Source organism: Agrobacterium tumefaciens str. B6 (genome assembly GCF_001541315.1).
Classification (GTDB): domain Bacteria; phylum Pseudomonadota; class Alphaproteobacteria; order Rhizobiales; family Rhizobiaceae; genus Agrobacterium; species Agrobacterium radiobacter.
This window is the reverse complement of record NZ_LMVK01000001.1, coordinates 385488-412455: the sequence shown is the minus strand read 5'-3', so window position 1 is coordinate 412455 and position 26968 is coordinate 385488. Positions and strand designations below refer to the sequence as shown.

The window sequence follows — 26968 nt, the reverse complement described above, 5'->3', positions numbered from 1 at the left end:
GAAATGTCCCGTATCAGGCGGTTACGCGTTCAATGGCATCGATGAGTTTTGCAGGGTCGAACGGCTTGACGATCCAGCCGGTCGCACCGGCCTGACGGGCGCGGTTCTTCTTTTCTGCATCGCTTTCGGTCGTCAGAACGAGGATCGGGATCGCCCGGTACTTTTCGTTGCGACGCACACCCTCGATGAAGCCGAAACCATCGAGACGGGGCATGTTGATATCAGTCACGATGACATCGGGGTTGCTCTGCTCGAGCACTTCGAGGCCCTCGATGCCGTCTTCGGCCTGAATGGTTTCGAAACCGGCATTGTTAAGCGTGACCAGGAGCATGTTCCTGATCGTCCGGGAATCATCCACGGTAAGAACTTTTTTCTTCACTTTTGCATCTCCTTGGGGAGCAAATGGTCAATATCGACGCCTATCAGTTTCATGGTCTTGTCGAATGCATCGGACACCCTGGCAAAACCGAAGGGCTTGCCATCCTCCTCCCAGGACTTCGCGCCGGCCATGAGGACCTGGGCGCAAAGTGCACCGATACGCTCCACCTCGGACGCGTCGACCGACAACGGTGCTCCTCTCAGCGTCATCAGCTTGCCGTGCAGGGCCGATGCTTCGTTGAGATCCAGCACCGGTGACAGTTTCAGCGTCGCCTCAGCTGCTTTTCTGGCTGCCATTACATGACTCCTTGGCGTCTGAATTGTTGGTAATCCTGGCCGTAATCCGTGCGGTTATCCGCACGGGCCATAAATGAAGTGTCCTGCCGGTCCGCACCGGACGCCGCCTTCGCCTGCCCCTGACGGGCAATGCGGAATTCGCGGATGGTGCGGCCGAGTTCCAGAATGACGGTTTGAAGCGCGTCGGCCTCGGAGGCGCTCGCACTGATATCGACGGCATTCCGGTCCGCCTGCCGTTGCTGCCCGCCAATATCGGCGGCAACCGATTGCAGTTCGCCGGCCTGCTCGGCCGTATGCCGGGAGACTTCCGCGATCATGTCGTTGATGCCTGAAACCTGCCGGACGACGCCGCCGATTGCGTCCTGTGTGCGGTTGACCATGCGCACGCCGCCCTCAACCTGCGTCTTCGTGGTGCCGACGAGGCTCTTGATCTCTCTTGCGGCATCTGCAGACCGCTGGGCGAGCGCCCGGACTTCCTGCGCGACGACGGCGAAACCACGGCCGCTATCACCCGCGCGCGCCGCCTCGATGCCGGCATTGAGGGCCAGAAGATTTGTCTGAAAAGCAATCTCGTCAATCGTGCCGATGATCCTGCCGATCTGCTCGGCGGATTGTTCGATGTCCGACATGGCGTCGATCGCCTCGCCGATCGCCCGGCCGCTTTCGACAGCCGCATCGCGAGCGCTGGAAACCGCCTTTTCCGTCGCCGCTATGCGGGCGCCGTTTTCGGCAACGTTACCGATCATCGCCTGGATCGCACGGGAGGTCTCGGCAAGGGCTTCGGCCTGCTGGCGGGAACGCTCCGCGATGGAGCGGCCCATATCGGCAAACCGCGCGCCGAGCGCCTCAGCCTCGCCGATGTTGTTTTGCGCCGCGATCAGCGATGCGCCGATCGTTTCCAGCGCCGTATTGAAGGAAGCCGCAACGTCGCGATAGGCTTCAGGTACATCGCCGCCGATGCGGGCCTGCAAATCGCCTGCAGCAAAGGCCGTCAATGCGGTGCCCAGCAACGTCGCCGCTTCCGAGCGGTCACTGTCACGCTGCTCGGCCAGCTCCCGGCCATGGCGCAGGCGCAATTCGTTAAAACGCAGCGAGACGGCGATTTCCGTGTCAACCATCACCAGACGGACGACGTTCTTCACGGCTTCCGCCAGTTCACGGGTTTTCTTGCGGTTGCCGGGCAGGATGGAGCGCGGCGCATGTTCGGCCACCAGTCCGCCGACAAGATGTTCCAGAACCACCGCGTGGCTGGCGATCTGCCAGCGCGGATCAAGCCCCATGCGGCTGGAATTATCGGAGAGAACCTTCACCCGCTCGGCATAAAGCGCATCGAAACGCGCATCCGTCAAAACGCTCCAGTGCGAGGATTGCAGATCGTGCAGTCGGTCGAGCTGATTTTCACTTTCGAAGGACGGGGAACAGTCCGGCATGGACTGGAAACGGGTCATCACGTCCCGCAGGCCGGCCTTGACGTAAGGCTCCAGCATGCTGCGATAGCTGCGCAGGAAATCGGATTGCGTCTCATCGAGGCCGGCAAAACGCAACCGTCCCGCCAGGCTTCCGCCTGCCGACCTGCGCGCTTGATCTGATGGCAAGTCCTGCCCCAACCGACGTCCCCAATAACATGACGGCCGGTAAAACCCGGCCAAATTGGCCAAGGTTCAGAACGCCAGCACCCTAAAGGGGATTTTTGAACGAACATACCCATCGCGGACGATGCGGCATCGACGCTTGCCAGACCTTCTTGAACCAAGAAACGAAAATACCGGATCGGCACCGGTACGGCAGTGCGGCGTCATGCCTGGAAGGGGAGAGAACCCCATTCCGCCGTGGAAATACCATCAATCTTTATGGTTAATTCCTTGCTTGAAAGTTAAGAAACACAGGCGTCGGCGTCAAACGGTAAAATTTGTAAAAGCTTTTAGCCAATGCCGCCCTCACTTTGCCGCAAACGGGCAAAAACGAAAAGGAATCGGACGCTGCGGGCGGTTTTTCCCGCCTGCGCGCTGGACAAGCATGTCCGGCTTCCCCTAAAACAAATCAACAGGATATTCGCTCAACGGTGATGCTTTAAAGAGACCTTTACGATCAAGGAGATGCCAACTTGCCATGGATGGAGAAAGGCCGCAGTTCAAGGCGCCATCCGCAAGTGCTGATCGGTCTCGTGGTCGCGAGCCTGCTCGTCATGATCGGCTTTCAGGCGCCCTCCGGCATCAAGCCCCTTTCCAAAACCAGCCGCCTCGAGCGATTGCAGAGCGTCGATCCGGGCCGTTCCGTTTCCCTTCGCGAAAAAGCTTGCGATAGCGGCAACGATGTCGGCTGCAGGACCGGCGATGCCGGTTCGGGCCTTCGCTACAGCGAGTTCGCTTCATTCGCCCCGAACCTCAGGGATCACGCCGAAGCCTCGCTCGCTGCTGTTGCCATCGTGCCACAAACTTCCCGAGACTTTGCCAGCGTGGTTCCACGCGCGCCTCCGCATATTATGTATTAGTCATTCCGGCGGTCATCATCATCGGGTTCATTGCGAACCTTGAGGGATCGGAGGCGTCGGAACCCCGCCGTAGGCTCCCATTCCAGAGAGAAAACCGCCGCCGCATATGACACTTGCAATCATTCTCCCATTTATTGTCGCATTGCCCTTCGTTGGCGCGCTCCTGACGGCTTTCATGCCGCGCGAGGGTGTAGCCGCAGCCCCCGCCTCCGTCGCGGGCGCAGTCGCCCTTTTCGGGCTTGTCAGCAGCATCTTTCTTTATACGAGCGTCAGTGGCGGCGCGGTTCTTAAATATGATGTGGAATGGCTGCCCCAGCTCGGCCTGAACTTTACCCTGCGGCTGGACGGGTTCGCCTGGATTTTCTCAATGCTGATTACCGGCATCGGCCTACTGGTGGTGCTGTACGCCCGTTACTACATGTCGGCTGCAGATCCGATCCCGCGTTTTTTCGCCTTCTTCCTCGCCTTCATGGGCTCAATGCTCGGCGTGGTCCTCTCTGGCAACGTCATCCTGCTGTCGATCTTCTGGGAAATGACGAGTATCTTCTCGTTCCTGCTGATCGGCTACTGGCACCAGAATGCCGGCGCTCGCGACGGTGCGCGCATGGCGTTGACCGTGACCGGCATCGGCGGGTTCAGCCTTCTGGCCGGACTGCTGATCCTCGGCCATATGGCGGGAAGCTACGATCTCGACAAGATCATCGAGGCCGGTGCCGCCATTCGCGCCCATTCCCTCTATTTGCCGGCGCTTATCCTTATTCTCGGCGGCGCGCTGACCAAGAGCGCGCAGTTTCCGTTCCATTTCTGGCTGCCCAACGCCATGGCGGCGCCCACACCCGTTTCCGCCTATCTGCACTCCGCCACCATGGTGAAAGCAGGGGTATTTCTGCTCGCACGGTTCTGGCCGGTACTGGCAGGCACGCCGGAATGGTTCTGGCTGGTGGGTGCGGCCGGCATCATCACGCTGCTGCTTGGCGCTTATTTCGCCATGTTCCAGCAGGATCTGAAGGGGCTGCTGGCCTATTCCACCATCAGCCACCTCGGCCTCATCACCACGCTGCTCAGCCTCGGCAGCCCGCTTGCGGCGGTTGCGGCCATCTTCCACATGGTCAACCACGCCACCTTCAAGGCTTCGCTTTTCATGGCCGCCGGCATTATCGACCATGAAACCGGCACCCGCGACATGCGGCGGCTGAGCGGACTTTATACCTATATGCCCGCGACCGCGACGCTCGCCATGGCGGCGAGCGCGGCCATGGCCGGCGTGCCGCTGTTCAACGGCTTCCTCTCCAAGGAAATGTTCTTTGCCGAGGCCGTCGAAACCCATGCCGACTCGCTGCTCGACCGCGCGCTGCCCTATGTCGCGACGCTTTCCGGCGCATTCGCCGTCGCCTCTTCGCTGCGCTTCATCCACCCGGTCTTCTTCGGCCCCAACCCCGTCGATCTGCCGAACCCCAATCCACACGAACCGCCGCGCTGGATGCGTTTCCCGATCGAGTTCCTGGTTTTCGCCTGCCTGATCGTCGGCATCGTTCCGAGCCTGTCCATCGGCCCGTTCCTGCATTCGGCCGTGCTTTCCGTTCTCGGTCCGCAGCCACCCGTCTACAGCCTGTCGATCTGGCCCGGTTTCACCCTGCCGCTCATCATGAGTATTGCGGCGCTGATCGGTGGCGTTACCATCTATGTCCTGCTTGGCGGTTATTTCTCGCGCTGCGACGACGGCCCGCCGGTCTTCCGGCATTTGCGGGGACAGCGCATCTTCGAGCGCATTCTCGTCACCGTGTCCTGGAAATGGGCGCGGTGGCTGGAAAGCACGCTCGGCACGCGGCGTCTGCAGCCGCAGCTGAGGCTTCTGATCCTTGTCGCGCTTCTTGCCGGTTTCTCGCCGCTCTTCCTCTCGGAATTCTCCCTATCGCTACCGCGCGTGACGACCTTCGATCCGATCTTCGCCATCCTCTGGCTGATCGGCATGATCGCCGCGATGGGGGCTGCCTGGCAGGCGAAATATCACCGCCTCGCCGCCCTCGTGATGCTTGGCGTCTCGGGGCTCGTCACCTGCCTTACCTTCGTCTGGCTTTCCGCGCCGGATCTCGCCATCACCCAGCTACTGGTGGAAATCGTCACCACGGTTCTCATCCTGCTCGGCCTCAGATGGCTGCCGAAACGCTTCGAGAAAGTCGACAGCAGCAACGAGTTCCCGGCGCAGCTTCGCCGCGCCCGTGACTTCCTGCTGGCGGCCGCAAGCGGCATCGGCATGTCCGTCATCGCCTATGCCGTGATGACGCTGCCCGTGCCGAACGCGATTGCGACCTATTTCCTGGAGCGCGCCTATACGGAAGGCGGCGGCACCAATGTCGTCAACGTCATCCTTGTCGACTTCCGCGGCTTCGATACATTTGGCGAAATCGCTGTTCTGGCCATCGTGGCGCTCACCGTCTTTGCGCTGCTTCGCCGTTTCCGCCCTGCCCATGAAAGCATCGGGGTGCCGGAACAGCAGCAGATGCAGAACGCCTTCGATGCGGAAAGACCCGACCGCAGCAATGGGGACACGGTTCGCGACTATCTCTACGTGCCATCAATCGTGATGCAGTGGATGTTCCCTGTCATCATCACCTTCTCGATCTTCCTGTTCATGCGCGGCCACGATATGCCGGGCGGCGGCTTTGCGGCCGGCATCACCATGGCGATTGGCTTCCTGCTGCAATATCTCGCTGGCGGCGCACGCTGGGCGGAAGACCGCATCCGCATCCTGCCGTTGCGCTGGATGGGCTTCGGCCTTCTGATGGCGGCGGCGACGGGCATCGGCTCGTGGTATTTCGGCTACCCGTTCCTGACGTCCTATTTCCAATATACGGAAATACCCTATATCGGCAAAATGCCCACGGCATCCGCCCTGCTGTTCGATCTCGGCGTCTTCTCGCTGGTCGTCGGCTCCACCGTTCTTATCCTGATAGCACTGGCACACCAATCGTTGCGTAACTACCGCGTTCGCACGCCTGAAGCCGCAAAAGCGGAGGACGTGTAATGGAACTCATTCTTGCAATCGGCATCGGCATCATGACCGGCTCCGGCGTCTGGCTGGTGCTGCGTCCGCGCACCTATCAGGTCATTGTCGGGCTGTCGCTGCTGTCCTATGCCGTCAATCTCTTCATCTTCGGCGTCGGCGGCATCAAGACCAATGCACCGCCGGTGCTGGTCAACGGTGTCGACAGCTCTACGCTCGCCGACCCCGTGCCGCAGGCGCTGGTGCTGACGGCCATCGTCATCGGCTTTGCCACCACCGCATTGTTCCTCGTCGTGCTGCTCGCCGCCCGCGGCCTCACCGGCACCGACCATGTGGACGGGAGGGAGTCGAAATGATGTCGTTCCCCTTCCACATCGTTATTGCCCCCATTCTGGTGCCGCTGATCACAGCAGCCCTGCTGCTATTCTTCGACGAGCGCCAGCGCGTGGCGAAAGCCGCCATCAGCCTCACCTCTACCGTGCTGTTGCTGGTGGTCGCCATCCTGCTGTTCCGCGAGGTGAACTCGACGGTCAATACCGAGATCGCCGCGGTAGTTTCGAGCGGCGTCTACCTGCTCGGCAACTGGCCGGCCCCGTTCGGCATCGTGCTCGTCGCCGATCGCCTCTCCGGCCTGATGGTGCTGTTGACGGCGCTGCTTGCCATCCCGTCTTTGATCTATTCCATGGCCAAGTGGCACAAGTCCGGCGCGCATTTCCATTCGCTGTTCCAGATGATGCTGATGGGCGTCAACGGTGCGTTCCTGACCGGCGACCTCTTCAATCTCTTCGTCTTCTTCGAAGTGATGCTGGCGGCCTCTTATGGTTTGCTGCTGCACGGTTCCGGCCAGCAGCGCGTCAAGGCGGGGCTGCATTATATCGCCATCAACCTCGTTGCCGCCCTGTTCTTCCTGATCGGCGTCAGCCTCATCTATGGTGTGACCGGCACGCTGAACATGGGTGACCTCGCCCATCGTATCGAAGGCCTCAACTCCGACCAGCGTATGCTGCTGGAGACCGGAGCGGCGGTTCTGGGCGTTGCGTTTCTGGTCAAGGCCGGCATGTGGCCACTGAATTTCTGGCTGCCTTCCGCCTATGGTGCGGCGTCGGCCCCGGTCGGCGGGCTCTTCGCGATCATGAGCAAGGTCGGCATTTATGTCATCGCCCGCCTGTCCTTCCTGCTTTTCGGGCAGACGGCAGGGGAATCCGCCGGTTTCGGCCATGACGCCCTGCTTGTCGGCGGCATCGCCACCATCATCTTCGGGGCCATCGGCGTTCTTGCGTCACAGGCGCTGGGGCGGCTCGCCGGCTTTTCGGTTCTCGTCTCATCGGGAACGCTTCTTGCCGCCATGGGCACCGGCAATCCGACGGTTGCGGCCGGTGCGCTTTATTACATGGTCAGCTCCACCCTCACCATCAGCGCCTTCTTCATGCTGATCGAGCTGGTGGAACGCGGGCAGGATGCGGGCGCGAACGTTCTTGCCGTGACCATGGAAGCCTATGGCGAGGGCGAAGACGAGGATGAGGAGGAAGAAGTCGGCGTGACCATGCCCGCCACCATGGCGGTGCTCGGCGCCTGTTTTGCCGCCTGCGGCATTCTTCTCGCCGGCCTGCCGCCGCTCTCAGGCTTCATCGCCAAATTCTCGATGCTGACCGCCATTCTCAACCCTTCCGGGCTTGGCGCCAATGACAGCGTTTCCACGCTTTCCTGGTGGCTTGTCTTCCTGATCGTCTTTGCCGGTTTCGCCTCGCTGATCTCGATGACGCGCGCCGGCATCCGCACCTTCTGGGCCTCCATCGAAGGAACCGTGCCGCGCGTGCTCGTCATCGAAATCGCGCCGATCATGCTGCTGCTCGGCCTGACGCTTGCCATGACCGTGCAGGCAGGACCAGTGATGCGTTACATGCAGGAAACGGCGCGTATTCTCGATCTGCCGGCAAGCTATATTCAGGGTGTCATTTCCGCCCCGAGAGCGGGAACGAACCCGGAGGCGGAACCATGATGAGCCGTATCCTGCCTTATCCGCTGCTGACGATCTCGCTGATCTTCTTCTGGATGACGATCAACAGCTTTTCGCCGGGGCACCTGCTGCTTGGCACCTGTGTCGCGCTTATCGCCTCCTGGGCGATGGCGTCGCTGAGGCCAGCCAAGCCGCGCATCCGCAACTGGCACAGGCTGGTGCAGCTGATCTTCATCGTGCTTTATGATATCGTCAGGTCCAACCTCTCGGTCGTGAGGATCATCCTGTTCGAGCGCGAAAAGAACCGCAAATCCGGCTTCCTCGCGGTGCCGCTCGATATTCGCGACCCCATGGCGCTGGCCGTTCTCGCGACGATCCTGACCTCGACGCCGGGAAGCGCATGGCTCGAATATAATTCCAGCCAGGGCACGCTTCTGATTCACGTTCTCGATGATGTGGATGAGGCTGCCTGGATAAGCCTCATCAAGAACCGTTATGAAAAACTGCTGATGGAGATATTCGAATGAGTTCGATTATCCTTTTCTGGTCCTTTTCGCTGGCACAGTTCATGCTCGCCATCGCAATGACGATATCAGTCTATCGCATCGCCATCGGCCCGCGTGCGCAGGACCGCGTGCTGGGCGTGGATACGCTTTATGTCAACGCCATGCTGCTTCTCCTGACCTTCGGCCTGCGCACCGGCAACGACATCTATTTCGAGGCATCGCTGCTGATCGCCATTCTGGGCTTCGTCTCCACCGTCGCCCTCTCCAAATTCCTGATGCGCGGCGAGGTGATCGAATGAACAATGCTGCAGAATTTCCGCTCTGGGCCGCCATCCTGGTGGCGTTCTTCGTCCTCCTCGGCGCCTCGCTGACGCTGATCGGCACGATCGGCTTTGCCAGGCTCAACAGCTTCTATGAGCGCCTGCATGCGCCAACCCTCGGCACCAGCTGGGGCACCGGCGGCATCGTCATGGCATCGATCATCTATTTCTCAGTGTCCGGCGACCGCTTCGCCTTCCACGAAATCTTCATCGGCATTTTCATGACGGTGACGACCCCGGTTTCCCTGATGCTGCTCGGCCGCGCGGCACTTTATCGGGATCGGGCGGAGCAGAATACGGACAATCGGGAGCATTTGTAGGTCTGTGAAGGATACCCGATTTCGACTATCCTTTATTTGACCGTCATTGTCGTCCAATGGCTTCATATATCTGCTAAAAAAACGACTTAAGAAACGCTCGAGTGGAAAACAAGATGCTGGGCTCTTGTTTCCAACAAGCCGGAATTAATCCGACCATACTTGGAGCGTTATCATGTCTGAACTGGATGAACTCCTTCGTCAGAAAGCTGAAATCGAAGCGCGGATCGTTGAGGTCAGAGCGCATGAAATTGACCGGCTCAAACTGGAGTTCGCCAACCTGGCTTATAAACTCCGAGAATTGAACGGCCTGCCGAAAGCTATCGCGGAAAACTTCACCGACAAGGCGGGAACGTTTAATCCGTTTCGCGTTATGAACGTGAAAAAGGCTTAGCTCCCCGGTTGTTGAGATTACCATGGATCTAGCCTATCTGGCGAGGAACGCTGTTTCGGCAGAGCGCGCGCGGTCAAGAATTCTGCGTTCGGGATTTACGATCAGCGGCCACAAGCTTTGGACGGACAAAGAAGACTTGGTCTGCAGGATATTTTATCCTGACTACTTTGCCCTATGTCAGGTTCTGGATACGCGAACCAAAAAGGCGATCCAGACGCGCTGTCAAAAGCTGGGCTTGGTTCCACGCAAGCAATCTTGGGAGTGGCCAGCAAGACAAAAGCTGCGGAAACTCTATCCAGAAGCCAGCCGAGAAGAGATTTGCAGATTTTTCCCTGGCGTAGAATGGCAGAAAATTCAGTCTGCGGCCCGCTATTACGGATATCGTCGCAAGAAAAAACCTTACAAAATCACGGGTATTCTGGCACTCGATCAATTTCGGGGCCGTTGCTACGATACACGCTGGACTATGCGGGATGCCGACGAGGAGGCCGGAACAGGGCGTTACTTTCAGACACGCGGTTACCGCAGCAAGTCCCCCAACTTCAAAGCCATTAATAGAGGAGTGAGGGCCCTCGGCGGTCAATTGGAAGTCCGATGGGATGAATGAAATTTGATCGTTTCCTTTATCGCGGAAAACCAGCGAACATCTTACTGAACACCAATACAATAAAGAAATTTGAGAAGAATGGTGCCCGGAGGCGGATTTGAACCACCGACACGCGGATTTTCAATCCGCTGCTCTACCAACTGAGCTATCCGGGCACTTCAGGTCCTTGAAGAACCTCCGCTTTTGGCGGGCGGGGCCGTTTGGTGCCCCGAAAGTGAGCGGGGTTATAACATCTTGTTCGGACATGGCAAGCGCCATAGCGAAGTTTTTTGACAGTTTTTTCACGGCGGCTGTGGATGGCTGGAATGCGTGTCCGGCAGAGGCCGGATCCTGGCTGGAAATCCACTCTCCGCCATCAGCCGGGCCTGATCGGCGTTCGACGGGCGGACGCGTTCGGAAAGGGTCGCAAGGTTACGAGAGGGCGCAGCGTGGGGCGGCTATGCCCCTTCACTGCGCCGCGCGGCAAGGCCCAAGCGCGAAAGGCACCACGGCCACCAGCGCCGCCATGACGGGCGAAGACGCGAAGATGCGGCTGGCAAGCGAGGTGACGGCGACGGAGCGCACCACCGTCATCAGTCGGGAATTCTCGCGGTCGCGCTCATGGTGGGGCTGTGCGGGTCTGTGACGGGAATGTTGGGCCGCCTCCAGCCGTTTGACATCGCGGCGGATATTGTCGACCTGTTTGCGAAGCTCGTCCAGTTCGGCGCGTAGCGCCGGGTCGATGATATTGGCGGCACGCGTTCTCCTCGCTGCGGGTTTTGCCACCTTTGCTTCGGCGGCCACAGCCTCGGCCTCTTCGTCCAGTTCGGCCAGTTCGTCGTCAAGGTCGGATGGCTTGTCGAAACCGTGGGATCGCAGTGGTGCTTTCATCGCTGTCTCCTGAGGCGTGCTGAATTGCGGCGGCGGGCGTCTTTCGCCCGGTCACGCCCTTTCAACGCCTCAGCCGGGCAAAGGATGCACGGAAAGCGGCATAATAAAACAGGCCCCGAAGGGCCTGTTCAGTAATCTCTCCGGAAACCTTACGCCGCCTTGGCGGCGCTGGCGTAAGGATCGAAACGACCGTAGAAGGTTTCGCCCTTGGCGGCCATCTCCTTCAGGAGTGGCGTCGGCTTGAAGCGTGGGCCATAGGCCTCGCTGAGCTTTTCGGCCAGCGCCACGAAGGTCTTCACGCCCATACCGTCGATGTAAGACAGCGCACCGCCGGTGTAAGGCGCAAAGCCGAAACCGAGGATGGAGCCGACATCGGCCTCACGCGGATCGGTGACGATGCCTTCTTCCACCGTGCGGGCGGCTTCCAGAGCCACCGTGACGAGGAAGCGCTGTTTCAGCACTTCCATATCCACATCCTCCGGCTTCTGTTGCGGATAAAGATTTTTCAGGCCGGGCCAGAGGGACTTCTTGGCGGGCTTTGGCGGGTAGTCGTAAAAGCCCTTGGCGTTCTTGCGGCCAAAACGGCCCTCGCCTTCCACCAGTTTCTTCACCAGCTCCATATGGCGCGGATCGACGGCCTTTTCGCCGAGATCGGCGACGGTGGCTTTGAGGATCTTGTAGGAAAGATCGATCGCCACCTCGTCATTCAGCGCCAGCGGGCCGACCGGCATACCGGCGAATTTCGCGGCATTTTCAATCATGGCGGCGGGTACGCCTTCGATCAGCATGTCGTAGCTTTCGGCCATGTAGCGCAGCACGCAGCGATTGACGAAGAAGCCGCGCGTATCGTTGACGACGATCGGCGTCTTCCTGATCTTCGCCACGTAATCGAGCGCGACGGCCAGCGCCTTGTCACCGGTTTCCTTGCCGAGGATCACTTCCGTCAGCATCATCTTCTCGACCGGCGAGAAGAAGTGAATGCCGATGAAATCGGTCGGGCGCTTCGAGTTCTTCGCAAGCCCGGTGATCGGCAAAGTGGAGGTGTTGGAGGCGAAGATCGCGCCTTGGGGCAACACGGCTTCCACGGCCTCGATGACGGCCTTCTTCACGTCGCGGTCTTCGAAGACAGCCTCGATGACGAGATCGGCATCGGCGAGCGCCTTGTAATCCGCCGTCGGAGTAACGAGGTCGAGCAGGGCCTTGCCCTCATCCTGCGTCAGCCTGCCCTTGCCGATGGCCGCCTTGACGCTTTCCTCGCAATGGCCCTTGCCCTTGTCCGCCGCTTCCTGATCGCGATCGACCAGCGTGACGGGGATGCCGGCTGCGGCGGTAACATAAGCGACAGCTGCGCCCATGAAGCCCGCGCCGACGACGCCCACCTTCTTGAACTCCGTCTTCGGCTGGCCGGCCGGGCGGCGCGCGCCCTTGCCCAGTTCCTGCATGGAAATGAACAGCGAGCGGATCATGCCGAAGGCTTCCTTCGAGCGAAGGATTTCGGTGAAATAACGCTGCTCCACCTTAAGCGCCGTATCGAAGGGCAATTGCAGGCCTTCATAGACACATTTGAGGATGGCAAGCGCGGCCGGATAGTTGCCGGCGCTTTCACGACGCAGGATGGCGGGAGCGGCAGGCCACAGCTGGGCTGCGGCAGGCGTCCAGATGCCGCCGCCAGGGGCCTTGAAGCCCTTTTCATCCCAGGGTGCGACCGGCTTCAGGCCGTCCTTGATCATCTGCTTTGCGGTGGCGACCAGCTGATCCGGCTCGACCACCTGATGCACCAGCCCCATGGCCTTGGCGCGCGCGCCGGTCAGCGACTGGCCCGTCGTCATCATCTGCAGTGCCGATTGCGCATCCGTCAGGCGCGGCACGCGCTGGGTGCCGCCGGCACCGGGGAAGATGCCGACCTTGACTTCCGGCAGGGCGATCTTGAGGCTCTTGGCGCTGGAGGCCACGCGGCCGTGGCAGGCGAGCGAGAGTTCGAAAGCGCCGCCCATGCAGGTGCCGTTGATGGCTGAAACCCAGGGCTTGCCATTGGTCTCGATCTTGCGGAACAGGCCCGTCATGCGGCCGACGAGTTCGAACAGCTTTGCCGCCGCCTGATCCGGGTTCTTCGCCTTCTCGTCATTATAGAAGGAGAACATCGACTTGATCATCGAAAGATCGGCGCCGCCGGAAAAGGTGCTCTTGCCTGACGTGAAAACCACGCCCTTGACGGCGCTGTCGGCGACGGTGGCGTCAACAATGGCGTTCAGCTCGTCCATCACTTCAGAGGTGAAGACGTTCATGGATTTTTCCGGCATGTCCCAGGTAACGAGGGCAATGCCGTCTGCGTCCGTCTCGATGGTGAAATTGGTATAAGTGCTCATTTGGGATTCCTCTTCCCTCAAATTTCCCTGCGGTTACGACAGTCCGATTGCGAGGCCGACACAACCGGCCACAAGAACGAGAAACACGATCAAACCCCAACGCTCTGCCCGGAGCCGCCGGACGTGGACGGGAGAAACAGGACGGATGGACGCCCTATGATCCTGTGCCATGTCCTTTTCCAGATTCTGCCGAGCCAGCTGCTGTTCGATCTCGTTCTTGGGTCGCTCGTAAACCTCGCGCCTCATAACCAGCCTCTCAAACGCGCTCGATAACCGTCGCCGTGCCCATGCCCGCGCCGATGCAGAGCGTGACGAGCGCGGTGTTCAGATCGCGCCGCTCCAGCTCATCCAGCACAGTGCCGAGGATCATCGCACCTGTTGCACCCAGCGGATGGCCCATGGCGATTGCGCCGCCATTGACGTTCATCCGCTCGTGGTCGATATCGAAAGCCTGCATGTAACGCAGCACGACGGCAGCGAAGGCTTCGTTGAGCTCGAAAAGATCGATATCGGCAAGCTTCATGCCGGTCTTTTTCAGGAGCTTTTCGGTTACATCCACCGGGCCGGTCAGCATCAGCGCCGGATCGGAGCCGATATTGGCGAAAGCCTTGATGCGGGCGCGCGGCTTTACGCCCATCGCCTCGCCGCCAGCCCTGGAGCCAACCAGCACAGCCGCCGCGCCATCGACGATACCAGATGAATTGCCGGCGTGATGGACGTAGTTGATCCGCTCCACTTCCGGATGCGCCATGATACCGACGGCTTCGAAGCCGCCCATTTCACCCGGCATCTGGAAGGAGGGGTTGAGGGAAGCCAGCGCCTGCATGTCCGTGCCGGGGCGCATATGCTCGTCGCGGTCGAGGATCGTCAGACCGTTTGAGTCCTTCACCGGAATGACTGATTTGTTGAAATAGCCCTTTTCCCAGGCATGCGCCGCACGCCTCTGGCTCTCGACGGCATAGGCATCGACATCGTCACGAGAGAAACCATACTTTGTGGCGATGAGATCGGCCGAAACGCCCTGCGGCATGAAGAAGGCCGGGAAATTGACCGAGGGATCCATGTACCAGGCGCCGCCCGACATGCCCATGCCGACGCGCGACATGCTTTCCACGCCGCCGGCAATGACGATATCGTCCGAACCGGCCTTGACCTTGCCGGCCGCGAAGTTGATGGCGTCCAGACCCGAAGCGCAGAAGCGCGAGATCTGCATGCCCGGCGCCCTGTTGGAATAACCGGCTTCGAAGGCGGCGGCTTTCGGGATCACCGCACCTGCATCCATGACCGGATCGACGCAGCCCATGATGATGTCATCGACAGCGGATGTATCCAGCCCGTTGCGGTCGCGGATGGCTTCCAGCGTCTTGGCGGCAAGGCGAACGGAAGGCACCTCATGCAAGCTGCCATCCTTCTTGCCGCGCCCGCGTGGGGTGCGGACATGGTCGTAGATATAAACGTCGGTCATAAACTCTCTCCCTGCGGCGTGTTTACCGCCAACCTTCTCAGAATGCTTCCGCAGCCAGTTCCATCATGGTGTCCGCGCCGGTTTCGATCTGGGCCTTGCGCAGCGCCGTTTCCGGCATGATGCGCTCCATATAAAACTTCGCCGTGACAAGCTTGGTCTTGAGGTAATCCTCGTCCGAAGCGCTGCCGGCCGCAAGCGCTTCGCTCGCGGCTTTCGCCATGCGCGCCTGCATGTAACCCAGCACCACGATGCCGAAGAGGTGCATGTAGTCGGTCGAACCGGCACCGGCATTGTCGGGCTTGGCCATGGCGTTCTGCATGAACCACATGGTTGCGGCCTGCAGGTCGTTCAAGCCCTTCTTCAGACCCTTGGTGTAAAGGCTGAGCTTTTCATCGGCGCGGTTTTCCTCGCAGAAATCGCCGATTTCCTTGAACAGCGCCATGACGGCGCGGCCGCCATTCATGCCGAGCTTGCGGCCGACCAGATCGAGCGCCTGAATGCCGTTCGCGCCCTCATAGATCATGGTGATACGGGCATCGCGGACATATTGGCTCATGCCATGTTCCTCGATGTAGCCGTGACCACCGAAGACCTGCTGCGCCATGACCGCATGGTCGAAGCCCTTGTCGGTCAGCACGCCCTTGAGGATCGGGGTGACGAGGCCGAGCAGATCGTCTGCCGCCTGCCGCTGCTTTTCGTCAGCGGCGCGGTGGGCGATATCGGATTGCAGCGCCGTCCAGAGGAGGAAGGCGCGGCCGGCCTCGTTGTAAGCCTTGATGGTCATCAGCGTGCGGCGGATATCGGGATGCACGATGATCGGATCGGCCTTCCTGTCCGGGAACTTGGCGCCGGAAAGCGAGCGGCCCTGAATACGTTCACGGGCATATTCGACCGCGTTCTGATAGGCGATTTCACCAACGGAGAGGCCCTGCAGACCGACGCCGAGGCGGGCCTCGTTCATCATCACGAACATGGCCGAAAGGCCCTTGTTCTCCGCGCCCAGCAGATAACCCGTCGCATCGTCATAGTTCATGACGCAGGTGGCGTTGCCGTGGATGCCCATCTTGTGTTCGATCGCGCCACAGGTGACGCCGTTACGCTCGCCAAGCGTGCCGTCTTCCTTCACGAGGAATTTCGGCACGATGAAGAGCGAAATGCCCTTGGTGCCTTCCGGCGCACCTTCGATGCGGGCAATCACCAGATGGACGATATTGTCAGTCATGGAATGTTCGCCGGCGGAGATGAAGATCTTCTGGCCGGAAATCTTATAGCTGCCGTCGCCCTGCGGAACCGCCTTGGTGCGCAGCAGGCCGAGATCGGTGCCGCAATGGGGTTCTGTGAGGTTCATGGTGCCGGACCAGGAGCCTTCGACCATCTTCGGCAGATAGGTTTCCTTCTGCTCCTGCGTGCCATGCACGAGAACGGCGGCAATCGCGCCCTGCGTGAGGCCCGGATACATCATCAGCGACAGGTTGGCCGACGACATATATTCGCCGATAGCTGCATGCAGCGTATAGGGCAGGCCCTGCCCGCCGAACTCCGGCGGAACGGCAAGGCCGATCCAGCCGCCTTCACAATAGGCGTCATAAGCGTCCTTGAAACCATCGGGCACGGAGACCGAACCGTCATCGGCGCGCTTGCAGCCTTGGCTGTCGCCGGAAAGGTTGAGCGGGAAAAGCCGCTCCTCGGCAAGCTTTGCGGCCTCGCCGGTGATCGCCTCGATCATGTCCGGGGTTGCATCCTCAAAGCCGGGCAGGTTGTTATACCGCTCCAGGCCGAGAACGTCGTTCAGGATAAAAAGCGTGTCTTTAACTGGGGCCTTGTAAACAGGCATTACCGATGTTCCTCCGCATCGTGGGCGCCGGCGATAATCCGGCCGATATGGGATGACAATATTTGACGTGCGCGTAAACGTCAAACAAATTTCGGCGGAATATCGCCTCCCCTTTTCCGCGGAATGGATGGCCGGCGCTGCTCATGGCTCTCACGCGCCACAAAAGTTAAAAAATTCCAACCATAGTTAACCACTTCTTTACCACGTTTCGTGAATTCTCCCGAAAGAGGTAACTGCTTCGTACTCCGGCGCATTTTCCTCAACGGGGGCAAATACCGGCTCTGGAATTGCTGCATGTTGCGGCGACGGCGTGTTCAGGCAGGCAACGTCGCGACAGATAACCGGGCACGGCGGGCGGAAGCGAAGCGAGCGAAAAGATGAACGGATTGCGATCGAAAAACCAACAGCCAAGCGACAGATCGTCTCTTGATGCTCTCAATCGCACCATTGAAGGCCTTGAAGCCCGTATCGAAGGGTTGATGAGCCAGAAGTTCCCGCGCGACCCTCGGGGTGCGAGCACTCAGGTCGAGCCCAAATCCGAAGCTTATGCCGCGCCCCGCGAGCCACGCGCCAGCGTTACCCCGCCGCAGCTCGACCCCGTCAACGAAATCCGCCAGCGCCAGCGCCTCCTCGAAGCAAGCTTCCAGCGCCCGCAGGAACCCACCGCCCGCCCGGAACGGACGATTACCAGACCGCTTGCGCCGGAATACCGTCCGAGGGACGCGCAGCAGGCCGCCGCCGCCCCCGCCCCGCGTGCGCGTTCCATCCCGTCCTATCAGGAACCGCAGCGCAACGACGCGGCACTGCAGGAGATTGCGCAGGCGCTCGTGAACCTGCGGCATGAGCTGAAGCACGATATTGCCGAGGGCGTTGCGCGCGAAGCGCAGGGCCTGCGCGCCGAAATCCGCAATATTCGCGCAGTAGCGGAAGACCAGCAGTTCATTGGCGACCTGCGCGAAGACATCGCACGGCTGGCCGGCAGCATCGACCAGCTCGGCAATCTGGCATCGCCTGACGCCTATGGGCTGCGCAATGAGTTCGAGGACCTGCGCCTGACGATCGACCAGCTTGCACGCGAAGACAGCGTGCACCGGATCGAAAGCCGCTGGAACAATGTGGAAGACACGCTGCGCGGTTTCGACGCCGGCGCGCTGCAGGATGAGATCGTTTCGCTCGCCTATCGTCTCGATGACATCAAGACTCAGCTTGGCGGCATGAGCAACAATCCGGCCGTGCGCGTGCTCGAAGACAAGCTGATCGCGATTGCCAGCGCCGTGGAGCAGCTCGGCAAACATATGAAGCCGAACGAGGCCGCCTTTAGCGAACAGTTTTCCGGTCTCGACCAGCGGCTGGATGAAATCAGCCGCGCCATAGCCGCCACCGGCGCGCGCGCCAATGCGCAGGCAACGGACAATGCGCTGGCGCAGCGGCTGGAAAACCGGCTGAACGGTCTTTCCGAACAGCTCGGCGACATCAACCGCCTTGCCGCCGCCAAGCCGGAACCGACGCTCGATCTCACCGCGCGTCTTGAAGCGCTGGCCGGCAAGATCGATGAGCTCAGCACCGCCCGCGACGCCGCCCAGCTGCACGAGCGGCTGGACCAGCTCTCCCTGCTGCTGGAGCGTTCGCAACGTCCCTCGCAGCAGGCGGAGCTGACATCTTTCCTCAGCGACATTTCCCGTAAGATCGATGCGCTGGATCACGGCGTCGTCAATGACGGTCTGGCCGAACGGCTCGACACGCTGTCGCGCCGGATCGAGGACCTCGATTATCGTTACAGCCAGCCGCAGGCCGCATCCGGGCTCAGCGAAAGCGCCTTTTCGCGTCTGGAAGAGCGGCTCGGCCATATTGCCGCCCGCCTGGCCGAGCCCCCCCACGCCGCGCCCGCCGACAGCCATGCGCCGGCCAGCCTCGAAAACCAGAGCGCCCATCCCTCCCCGCTGATCAGCCAGCCGGTGCAGATGCAGGCGACAGGCATGTCGCCGGAACTCGACGCCCGTATGGCGGCGATCGAAGACTACATGGCGTCGAACGATGAATATATCATCGAAGCGGCGCGGCAGGCTGCCGAAGCCGTTCTGGATGCCTATACCCGCAACAATCTCTCGGCCGGCGCAAACATCGCCGACATGACGATGCTGACCGATCTTGCGACCGACCTGCGCAGTCTCGAAGCGCTGAGCCGCAATACCGAAGAGCGCACGCACCGTACCTTCGAAGCGCTGCACGAAACGCTGGTGCAGATTGCCGGCCGGCTCGACAGCCTCGACAACGCCCCCGCTTATCGTAACGAAGCTCCCCGCAACGTCGCGCAGCAGATGGTCGCCCCCGCCCGCGAAGAAGCGCCCATGCCGGCCGCCATCTTCCCGGAGGAAGGCTATATTGCCGAAGAACAGGCCATTCTCGACGATAGCAGCGAAAACGACGCGGCAACGATCGTACCACCTGCTGCCGCAAAGCCCGCAAAAGCGGAAAAGAAAAGCCTGCTTGCAGGCCTGACGAAGCGTTTCAAGACTGGCACGGCGAAGACCGCCAAAACAGCTGAAGAGCCCATATCCGCCTCCTCCACCCGCACCCAGGTCGAGCCCGCTCCCTCGCTCGATCCGATCGATGTGCTGCCCGCAGGTCAGGAGAACGAACTTCTGGAGCCGGGTTCGGGTGCGCCCGATATCAAGAAAATCCTGGAACGCGTGCGCGCTAGCCAGGTGGCCGCCAGCGGCAAGGCTGCGGATGCCGAAGGACGGACGGATTTCATCGCCGCCGCCCGCCGCGCAGCGCAGGCCGCCGCCATGGAAACATCGCCGGAAAAGCTTGAAACCGGCAAGAAGAGCCGCAAGGCCGACACCTCGGCACTTTCCCGCTATCGCCGCCCGCTGCTGCTTGGCATCGGCGCCATTCTTCTTGCCATGATGGCCATGCCGCTCGTCAAGACGCTGATCGGCGGCGCGGAAGCCCCCGCACCGGTCATCGAGCAGAAGATGGACAATGGCCCGCTTTCAGCACTTCCCGACACCGGCGAAAAGGCCGTAACCATTCCGTCCGGTCTCGCCATCGATCCGGAACAGTCGGCATCGGCCGACAGCATCGAAAATACCGCCCCGGCGCAAAATACCATTGATAACCGCACCATAGGCGGTGCGCCGCTGCCGGACGAGCCGCCGGTTGCCGATGTTCCCGCTGTGGATCCCGCAAATTCCGGCGCCGTCGCGCAGAACGAAGCTCCGAAACCGGCCGAAACCGCTGCCCCGGTTGCTCCTGCCCAGGACGCCATCGCGGTTCCCGCTGGCATCGAGCCCGCATCGCTTGCCGAAGCCGCCGCCAAGGGCGATACGCAGGCGCTGTTCGAGATCGCAGCGCGCTACACCGACGGCCGCGGCGTTGCCGCCGACCGTGCGGAAGCGGCAAAGTGGTACAAGCTGGCTGCTGATCGTGGTCTTGCGCCCGCGCAATATCGTCTTGCCAATCTTTACGAGAAGGCGAACGGCGTCGAACGTAACCTTGCCGAAGCCAAGCGCTATTACACGCTGGCAGCCGAACAGGGCAATGCCGGCGCGATGCACAATCTCGCGGTCCTGCAGGCCTCCGACGCGGCCGGTCAGCCGGATTTCGCCGCCGCCGCACAATGGTTCATCAAGGCCTCCGACCTCGGTGTGCGCGACAGCCAGTTCAACCTCGCCATTCTCTACGCCCGTGGCAGCGGCGTGAAGCAGGATATCGAAGAATCCTACAAGTGGTTCGCCATCGCCGCCAGAGACGGTGACGCGGACGCCGCCCAGAAGCGCGACGAAGTGGCAGGGGCCCTGAACCCGCAGCAGCTTCAGAGTGCGAAGGCCAAGGTGGACGCCTGGAAGGTCAAGCCGCTTTCGGAAGACGCCAACAGCGTCAACCCGCCCGAGGAATGGGCCGGCAAGGAGGGTGTGAAGACCGCCTCCGTGGACATGGAAAAGGCGATCCGCAACATTCAGGCGATCCTGAACAAGAACGGTTTCGACGCCGGCCAGCCCGACGGCAAGCTTGGCAAGAACACCGTAACCGCCATCAGGGACTTCCAGAAGTCCGTGGGTCAGACACCCGACGGGCGCATCACCAACGAACTGGTGACCGCGCTTCTCGCCCGCAACAAGTAAGCGTTCTGGAACTGGCGAAGCGGCCCCCCTTGGTCGCTTCCGGGCAACCCGGCGCAGGAATGTGGCGGCCTGCCCACGCACGACCGCTATCTTTCCAAATTATCAACGTATTTACCGTTGAATGTTGACAGGTCAGGCCCTCGCGGGCATGACGGATGAAGGTCGGGCATGCCCGGTCTTTTCAGACAGAAAGTGTAAATCGCGGCGCGGCCCCCTCACCCGGACAAGCCCTGCCGCCCGGAACCATTTGCCCGAGGTCCGAGCCGTGACTGTCTATCTGCCGATCGCAGAACTGTCGGTGAATATTTTCATCATTCTCGGCATGGGCGCGGCCGTCGGTTTTCTTTCCGGCATGTTCGGCGTGGGCGGCGGCTTTCTGATCACGCCGCTTCTGATTTTCTACAATATTCCCCCCGTGGTGGCTGTGGCGACCGGCGCAAACCAGGTGGTCGCTTCCTCCGTGTCAGGCTCGATCACGCATTTCCGGCGCGGAACGCTGGACGTGAAGCTCGGCAGCGTGCTGCTTGTGGGCGGTCTTGTGGGTGCGACGGTCGGCGTGTGGATATTCTCCTTCCTGCGCAGTATCGGCCAGCTCGATCTCATCGTTTCGCTGCTCTACGTCATCCTGCTCGGCACCGTTGGCGTGCTGATGCTGAAGGAAAGCATTTCGGCGCTTCGCCGCGCCGCCCGCAATGAAGCCGTGACGCTGCGCCGGCCGGGCCACCACAACTGGGTGCATCGCCTGCCGCTGAAAATGCGGTTCAAGAAATCGAAGATCTATCTCAGCATCATTCCCGTCGTCACACTGGGTTTCGGCATCGGCATCCTCACCTCGATCATGGGTGTCGGCGGCGGGTTCATCATGGTGCCGGCGATGATCTATCTGCTGCGCATCCCCACCAGCGTGGTTGTCGGCACTTCCCTGTTCCAGATCATTTTCGTGACCGCCTATACGACCGTCGTTCAGGCCGCGACCAACTATTCCGTCGACGTGGTGCTGGCCTTCATCCTGATGGTGGCGGGCGTCATCGGCGCGCAATATGGTGTGCGCGTCGGCCAGAAACTGCGTGGCGAACAGTTGCGCGCGCTTCTGGCGCTGCTGGTGCTTGCGGTCGCCCTCCGCCTTGCCGTAGCGCTGGTGGTGCGGCCGGAAGACCTGTTTTCGGTGGCCGTCGGAGGGTTAGGTTATTGACCCGCCATTTGCTGCTTGCCCCCCTTGCCCTGCTCTCATGTCTTGCCCTCGGGCAAACTGCTTCGGCGCAGACGCCGCCACTTGCCCTGCCGCCCGGTCCGCAGCAGCGGTCTCTGCTGGAAAATATCGAAATCGGCGCATCGACGACGGAAATTCCCATCGCGTCGGATTTTCGCGGGGCGGATTTCACGCTTTTCGGCGCGCTCAACAATACCGATCAGCTGCTGCTCGCCATCGGGCAATATGATATCGTCGTGACGCTGGAAGGGCCGAGCGACTATATGACCGTGCGCAAGAAGGAGCGTGTGGCGGGCATCTGGATCAATACCAGCGCCATCACCTTCACGCCGCTGCCGGAATCCTATTCCATGGCCAGCACGCGCAATATCAGCGACATCGCTTCGCCCGGCACGCTCAGGGCCATGGGGCTCGGTGTCGACCATCTGTCGCTGAAAAGCGCGGTGTTTTCCGGCGTGCCCGACAATGTCTTCGATTTTCAGGAGGCCTACCGTCGGCTCAAGCTTTCAAGCGGCATCTATCGCAATGACACGACCGGTGTGAGGCTGGAACGCACCGGCCTGTTCTGGGCGACACTTCGTCTGCCCGCCAACGTGCCGAACGGCGTGCACACCGCCCGCGCCTATCTCTTCAAGAGCGGCAAATTCATCGCCCAGCGTGAATTGAAACTGCGCGTCGTCAAGACCGGCATGGAGCAGGCGATCACCGATGCGGCGCATCAGACGCCGCTTGCCTATGGCGCGCTCTGCGTTCTGCTCGCCGTCGTGACCGGCTGGGGCGCCAGCATCATCTTCCGCAAGGACTGACCCGCTCTTCCTCCTGCAAATCGGGCGCAGGCGACCCTCTGCGTCAAAGATAGCATTCGCTTCCGTCATCGGTTTGCGGTAAAATTCAAGGCGTTACAACCACGCACACAGCTCTTGGCGGCCAGTGTGGCTGTGACCGGGATGAAAAGGAGAAATGTCATGTTCAAGCACATTCTCATTCCCACCGATGGCTCGCCGCTGGCGCAAATCGCAATCGACCAAGGGTTCGCTCTCGCCAAGGAGGCAGGCGCAAAGGTGACCGTGGTGACGGTATCGGAACCCTTTCATGTGATTGCCAGCGATGTCGAGGACATTGCCGAAGAGGAATTTCACCGTTGTGAGGAGGCGGAGCATCTGCTGCGCGATACGCAGGCACAGGCCACGTCCATGGGATTGGATTGTGAAGCGCTGCTGGCGCGGGCGGGAAGGCCCGACGAGGCGATCATCGAAGCCGCCAACAGGAGCGGCTGCGATCTCATCGCCATGGCCTCGCACCGGCGCAGGAGCTTCTTGGAAATGCTGCTCGGCAGCGTCACGGCCAAGGTGCTGAAGAATTCGAAGATACCGGTGCTGGTCTACCGGCAATAGAGCATTTCCAGTAAAAGTGCGTAGCGGTTTTACGTCCGGACAATGCGTAAAAACAAAGAGATAACGGCGACGATGCGCTCAGCCGATGAGATTTGAAAATCGCACCGAATAGATGCGATCCCTCCCCATCAGATGCGCGACAAGAGCGGCATGATCGAACAGGCCGCGCATCGCCTTGTGCCGCAAATCCAGCCCGCCGCTCATCACCCCGAATGCCGGCATCAAAAGCCGTGAACCATCGGTGGCGAAACAGGGGCGTCGCACCGTTTTCTCGCGACGGCGCACGGTTGCAGAAGGATGCAGGTGCCCTGCAATTTCGCCGGCGGCATCTCCCAGCTTCGGCTCGTGGCGGAAGACGAGATTGCCATAAAACATCTCGTCCACCGAAGAGCCCGGCAGATCGACCGTACCGTCGGGGTCGTGGTTGCCGTTGATCCATATCCACTCGCGGCCGCGGGCCATCTCGCGGATGAGTTCGCGCAGCGGCAGCGGCAGATGCTCGGAACCGACGCGATCGTGGAAATTATCGCCGAGACTGACGACGATCTTCGGATCATAGCGGCTGACGAGGGAGGACAGGATTTTAAGCGTGGCGATGGTGTCATAGGGTGGCAGCATGCGGCCACGCCGGGCGAAGGCCGCGCCCTTTTCCAGATGCAGATCAGAGACGACGAGCAATGACAGGTCCGGCAGGTAGAGGCCGCCCAACGGGTCGCACCAGGCGGCGACGCCGTTGATGGCGGTTTCGCTGCCAAGGCATTCGAAGCCATTGGAAAACCTGTCGCTCAATGTCAGCCGGCTCAGCACTTTTATCGTTGTTCCTTCATTGCGTATGTCAGGACATGGCCTCGGCGATAAGCTCGTCGGCGGCCTCGGCCAGCACATCGTCCATCGCCTCGCCCGCCACCGTCTCACGGCCGATTTCCAACATGACCGGAACGGCGAGCGGCGAGACATGTTCCAGCGCGCGGTGGGTGGTGTGACCCTTGATTCGCTTCAGCATATCGCCAAGACGGCCAATGTCCAAAAGTCCAGCCGCGGCATCGCGCCGCGTCGCTTCCAGCAGGATATGATCCGGCTCATGGCTGCGAAGAACGTCATAAATAAGATCGGCAGACACCGTGACCTGACGGCCGGTCTTTTCCTTGCCGGGATGACGGCGTTCGATCAGCCCGGAAATGACGGCGCAGTTGCGGAAGGTGCGCTTCAGCATGAAGGATTCGTCCAGCCATGCTTCCAGATCGTCGCCGAGCATGTCCTCGTCCAGCAGGTCGGCCAGTGACAGGCGGCGGGATTTCAGCCACATGCCAATATCCTCCATCGCCCAGATGGCCAGCGAATAATCGGTGGCGACGAAGCCCATGGGTTTTGCGCCCGCACGCTCCAGCCGGCGCGTCAAAAGCATGCCGAGCGTCTGGTGCGCCAAGCGTCCCTCGAAGGGATACATGACCATGAAGAAGCGCTTGCGGAAGGGGAAGGTCTCCACCAGCAGCTCGTCGCGCCTGGGAATAATCGACTTCTCCTTCTGGATCGCCAGCCAGTCGCGCACCTGATCCGGCAGCGCCTGCCAGCGGGCGGGATCGGAGAGCATGGAGCGCACCTGATCCGCGAGGTAGGTGGAAAGCGGAAACTTGCCGCCGGCATAGGAGGGTATCTTCGGGTCCATGGAAAAGGCCTGCGAGACCAGACATTCATTCTCGCGGATACCTTCAAAACGCAGCACCTTGCCGGCAAAAAGGAACGTATCGCCCTGCACCAGCTGCTCGAGGAAATATTCCTCGACCTTGCCGAGCGACATGCCGCCGCGCCCGACCGTGCCCTTGGGATTGCGCTTGACCATGCGGACATTCAGTTCCGCCGCCTCGACGATGGTGCCGAGGTTCAGCCGATATTGCTGTGCGACGGCGGGATTGGAGACCCGCCAGCGACCGTCCTTCATCTGGCGGATGCGGGCGTAACGCTCATAGGTGCGCAGCGCGTAGCCGCCGGTGGCGGTGAAATCCACCACCCGGTCGAAGGTGGCGCGCGGCAGATCGGCATAGGGCGGGGCGCTGGTCACTTCGCGGTAAAGATCGTCCGCATCGAAGGGTTCGGCGCAGGCCATGCCGAGAACATGCTGGGCGAGAACATCGAGCGCGCCTTCGGCAATCGGCGGCGTATCCTGCGCGCCGATATAATTGGCATCCAGTGCAGCGCGACACTCCATCACCTCGAAACGGTTGGCCGGAACGAGAATTGCCTTTGATGGCTCGTCCATGCGGTGATTGGCGCGGCCGATGCGCTGGGCCAGGCGGCTTGCGCCCTTCGGCGCGCCGACATGCACGACAAGGTCGACGTCGCCCCAGTCTATCCCGAGATCGAGCGTGGAGGTGGCGACGACGGCGCGCAGCCGGTTTTCGGCCATGGCGGCCTCCACCCTGCGACGCTGAGCAGCATCCAGCGAACCGTGATGCAGGGCAATCGGCAGATTGTCGTCATTGATGGTCCAGAGTTCCTGGAAGATCAGCTCCGCCTGCGAGCGGGTATTGACGAAGATCAGCGTCGTCTGGTGGTCCTTCAGCGCAGAGTACAAATCCTTCATGGCGTAACGCGCCGAATGGCCGGACCATGGGATGCGCTCTTCCGTGTTCAGGATGGAAATATCCGGTTTTGCGCCGCCCTCGACGGTGATGAGGCCAGCGGGTGGCTCACCCTGCCCCTGCGGCGCAAGATAACGGCGCAAATCCATCGGCTCCGCCACCGTAGCCGAAAGACCGATGAAACGCACATCGGGCGCGTGCCGGCGCACACGGGCAAGCGCCAGCGACAGCAGGTGGCCACGTTTGGAGGTGACGAGCGAATGTAATTCGTCGAGCACCACATATTTCAGGTCACGGAAAAAGCGCTCGGCCTCCTTGTTGGCGAGCAGCAGCGAGACCTGTTCCGGCGTCGTCAGCAGAATATCCGGCGGCTTGATCTTCTGGCGCTGGCGTTTGCCCTGCGGTGTATCGCCCGTGCGGGTCTCGATGGAAATCGGCAGGCCCATTTCGGAAACGGGCCTTGTGAGGTTGCGCTCGATATCGACGGCCAGCGCCTTGAGCGGCGAGATATAGAGCGTGTGCACGCCGACAAAGCCCGAGCCCGGCGACACCTTGCCGCGCTCTGCCAGATCGGTGAGCGAGGCCATGAAGCCGCCCAGCGTCTTGCCGGCGCCCGTGGGCGCAATCAGCAGCATGTTCTCGCCGCCCCGCGCCCGCGCCATCAGCTCCAATTGATGGGCGCGCGGAGACCACCCATTTTGCGCAAACCATTTCTGGAATGGAAGGGGCAAGGAACCGACATGCGTGCCGGAGATGGGAGACTCAGCGTGTTTCACGCTTTCAAGGTAGTGAGAAACCTTGAAAAAAGAAGAGCGGAACAGGACCGCTTGACAGGAATGCATAATCATGGAT

21 protein-coding genes, 1 tRNA gene and 1 pseudogene are annotated in these 26968 nt (G+C 61.0%); 13 read left to right on the top strand and 10 right to left on the bottom strand.

What is annotated here, in order from left to right:
* Nucleotides 1–13: 13 nt before the first annotated feature.
* Genes cheY1 through ASB65_RS02010 form a run of 3 tightly spaced genes read right to left on the bottom strand, consistent with a single transcriptional unit; the run spans nucleotide 14 to nucleotide 2270 of the window.
* The gene (cheY1, locus tag ASB65_RS02020) at nucleotides 14–379 is read right to left on the bottom strand and encodes a chemotaxis response regulator CheY1 (protein ID WP_003493773.1); all 366 of its coding nucleotides are present in this window, start codon (nucleotides 377–379) and stop codon (nucleotides 14–16) included.
* Nucleotides 376–675 (bottom strand): STAS domain-containing protein, encoded by a 300-nt coding sequence (locus tag ASB65_RS02015; protein WP_003503483.1) that lies wholly within the window; start codon nucleotides 673–675, stop codon nucleotides 376–378. The genes cheY1 and ASB65_RS02015 overlap by 4 nt, the downstream gene beginning before the upstream one ends.
* On the bottom strand, nucleotides 675–2270 hold the full coding sequence (locus tag ASB65_RS02010; RefSeq protein WP_233282984.1) for a globin-coupled sensor protein: 1596 nt from the start codon (nucleotides 2268–2270) through the stop codon (nucleotides 675–677). Before ASB65_RS02010 ends, ASB65_RS02015 begins: the two co-directional genes overlap by 1 nt.
* A 518-nt stretch (nucleotides 2271–2788) precedes the next feature.
* Here ASB65_RS02010 and ASB65_RS02005 point away from each other — a divergent pair.
* From ASB65_RS02005 to ASB65_RS01965, 9 genes are all read left to right on the top strand, one after another.
* Nucleotides 2789–3166, top strand: a complete 378-nt coding sequence (locus ASB65_RS02005) for a hypothetical protein (RefSeq protein WP_003503485.1) — start codon at nucleotides 2789–2791, stop codon at nucleotides 3164–3166.
* 106 nt (nucleotides 3167–3272) lie between these two features.
* The gene (locus ASB65_RS02000; RefSeq protein WP_060722883.1) at nucleotides 3273–6191 is read left to right on the top strand and encodes a monovalent cation/H+ antiporter subunit A; all 2919 of its coding nucleotides are present in this window, start codon (nucleotides 3273–3275) and stop codon (nucleotides 6189–6191) included.
* The gene (locus ASB65_RS01995; protein ID WP_003503487.1) at nucleotides 6191–6526 is read left to right on the top strand and encodes a Na+/H+ antiporter subunit C; all 336 of its coding nucleotides are present in this window, start codon (nucleotides 6191–6193) and stop codon (nucleotides 6524–6526) included. The genes ASB65_RS02000 and ASB65_RS01995 overlap by 1 nt, the downstream gene beginning before the upstream one ends.
* Nucleotides 6523–8169 carry a monovalent cation/H+ antiporter subunit D gene (locus ASB65_RS01990; protein WP_060722882.1) on the top strand — a complete coding sequence of 549 codons (1647 nt, stop codon included), beginning with the start codon at nucleotides 6523–6525 and terminating at the stop codon, nucleotides 8167–8169. The genes ASB65_RS01995 and ASB65_RS01990 overlap by 4 nt, the downstream gene beginning before the upstream one ends.
* Nucleotides 8166–8654 (top strand): Na+/H+ antiporter subunit E, encoded by a 489-nt coding sequence (locus ASB65_RS01985; protein ID WP_003503489.1) that lies wholly within the window; start codon nucleotides 8166–8168, stop codon nucleotides 8652–8654. Before ASB65_RS01990 ends, ASB65_RS01985 begins: the two co-directional genes overlap by 4 nt.
* Entirely contained in the window at nucleotides 8651–8932 is a 282-nt protein-coding gene (locus ASB65_RS01980; protein WP_003503490.1) for a K+/H+ antiporter subunit F, read from the top strand. The genes ASB65_RS01985 and ASB65_RS01980 overlap by 4 nt, the downstream gene beginning before the upstream one ends.
* Nucleotides 8929–9273 (top strand): monovalent cation/H(+) antiporter subunit G, encoded by a 345-nt coding sequence (gene mnhG / locus ASB65_RS01975; RefSeq protein WP_035227592.1) that lies wholly within the window; start codon nucleotides 8929–8931, stop codon nucleotides 9271–9273. The genes ASB65_RS01980 and mnhG overlap by 4 nt, the downstream gene beginning before the upstream one ends.
* 172 nt (nucleotides 9274–9445) lie before the next feature.
* Nucleotides 9446–9664, top strand: a complete 219-nt coding sequence (locus ASB65_RS01970) for a hypothetical protein (RefSeq protein WP_153463473.1) — start codon at nucleotides 9446–9448, stop codon at nucleotides 9662–9664.
* 22 nt (nucleotides 9665–9686) lie between these two features.
* On the top strand, nucleotides 9687–10271 hold the full coding sequence (locus ASB65_RS01965; protein ID WP_060722880.1) for a hypothetical protein: 585 nt from the start codon (nucleotides 9687–9689) through the stop codon (nucleotides 10269–10271).
* Nucleotides 10272–10350: 79 nt separating this feature from the next.
* On the opposite strand, the gene ASB65_RS01960 is transcribed toward ASB65_RS01965, so the two are convergent.
* The 5 genes and pseudogenes from ASB65_RS01960 to ASB65_RS01935 form a co-directional block, all read right to left on the bottom strand.
* A tRNA-Phe gene (locus ASB65_RS01960) sits at nucleotides 10351–10426 on the bottom strand.
* Between the two features lie 282 nt (nucleotides 10427–10708).
* Nucleotides 10709–11141, bottom strand: a pseudogene (locus ASB65_RS01955) (hypothetical protein).
* A gap of 149 nt (nucleotides 11142–11290) precedes the next feature.
* Nucleotides 11291–13507: a 3-hydroxyacyl-CoA dehydrogenase NAD-binding domain-containing protein gene (locus tag ASB65_RS01950; RefSeq protein WP_060722879.1), complete on the bottom strand. Its 2217-nt coding sequence runs from the start codon at nucleotides 13505–13507 to the stop codon at nucleotides 11291–11293.
* 256 nt (nucleotides 13508–13763) lie between these two features.
* On the bottom strand, nucleotides 13764–14972 hold the full coding sequence (locus ASB65_RS01940; RefSeq protein ID WP_060722877.1) for an acetyl-CoA C-acetyltransferase: 1209 nt from the start codon (nucleotides 14970–14972) through the stop codon (nucleotides 13764–13766).
* A gap of 37 nt (nucleotides 14973–15009) precedes the next feature.
* Entirely contained in the window at nucleotides 15010–16806 is a 1797-nt protein-coding gene (locus ASB65_RS01935; protein WP_060722876.1) for an acyl-CoA dehydrogenase C-terminal domain-containing protein, read from the bottom strand.
* A 377-nt stretch (nucleotides 16807–17183) separates the two neighbouring features.
* Here ASB65_RS01935 and podJ point away from each other — a divergent pair, with 377 nt between their 5' ends.
* From podJ to ASB65_RS01915, 4 genes are all read left to right on the top strand, one after another.
* On the top strand, nucleotides 17184–20933 hold the full coding sequence (gene podJ / locus ASB65_RS01930; protein WP_081088392.1) for a cell division protein PodJ: 3750 nt from the start codon (nucleotides 17184–17186) through the stop codon (nucleotides 20931–20933).
* A 265-nt stretch (nucleotides 20934–21198) separates the two neighbouring features.
* The gene (locus tag ASB65_RS01925) at nucleotides 21199–22125 is read left to right on the top strand and encodes a sulfite exporter TauE/SafE family protein (protein WP_035212569.1); all 927 of its coding nucleotides are present in this window, start codon (nucleotides 21199–21201) and stop codon (nucleotides 22123–22125) included.
* Nucleotides 22122–22949: a TIGR02186 family protein gene (locus tag ASB65_RS01920; RefSeq protein WP_003503505.1), complete on the top strand. Its 828-nt coding sequence runs from the start codon at nucleotides 22122–22124 to the stop codon at nucleotides 22947–22949. The genes ASB65_RS01925 and ASB65_RS01920 overlap by 4 nt, the downstream gene beginning before the upstream one ends.
* 159 nt (nucleotides 22950–23108) lie before the next feature.
* Entirely contained in the window at nucleotides 23109–23537 is a 429-nt protein-coding gene (locus ASB65_RS01915; RefSeq protein ID WP_060722874.1) for a universal stress protein, read from the top strand.
* Nucleotides 23538–23615: 78 nt separating this feature from the next.
* Here the strand turns inward: ASB65_RS01915 and pdeM are convergent, their stop codons facing one another.
* A complete protein-coding gene (pdeM, locus tag ASB65_RS01910; protein ID WP_003503509.1) occupies nucleotides 23616–24344 on the bottom strand; it encodes a ligase-associated DNA damage response endonuclease PdeM in 729 nt (242 codons plus the stop codon).
* A gap of 28 nt (nucleotides 24345–24372) precedes the next feature.
* Nucleotides 24373–26964 carry a ligase-associated DNA damage response DEXH box helicase gene (locus ASB65_RS01905; protein WP_245301381.1) on the bottom strand — a complete coding sequence of 864 codons (2592 nt, stop codon included), beginning with the start codon at nucleotides 26962–26964 and terminating at the stop codon, nucleotides 24373–24375.
* Nucleotides 26965–26968: the final 4 nt, after the last annotated feature.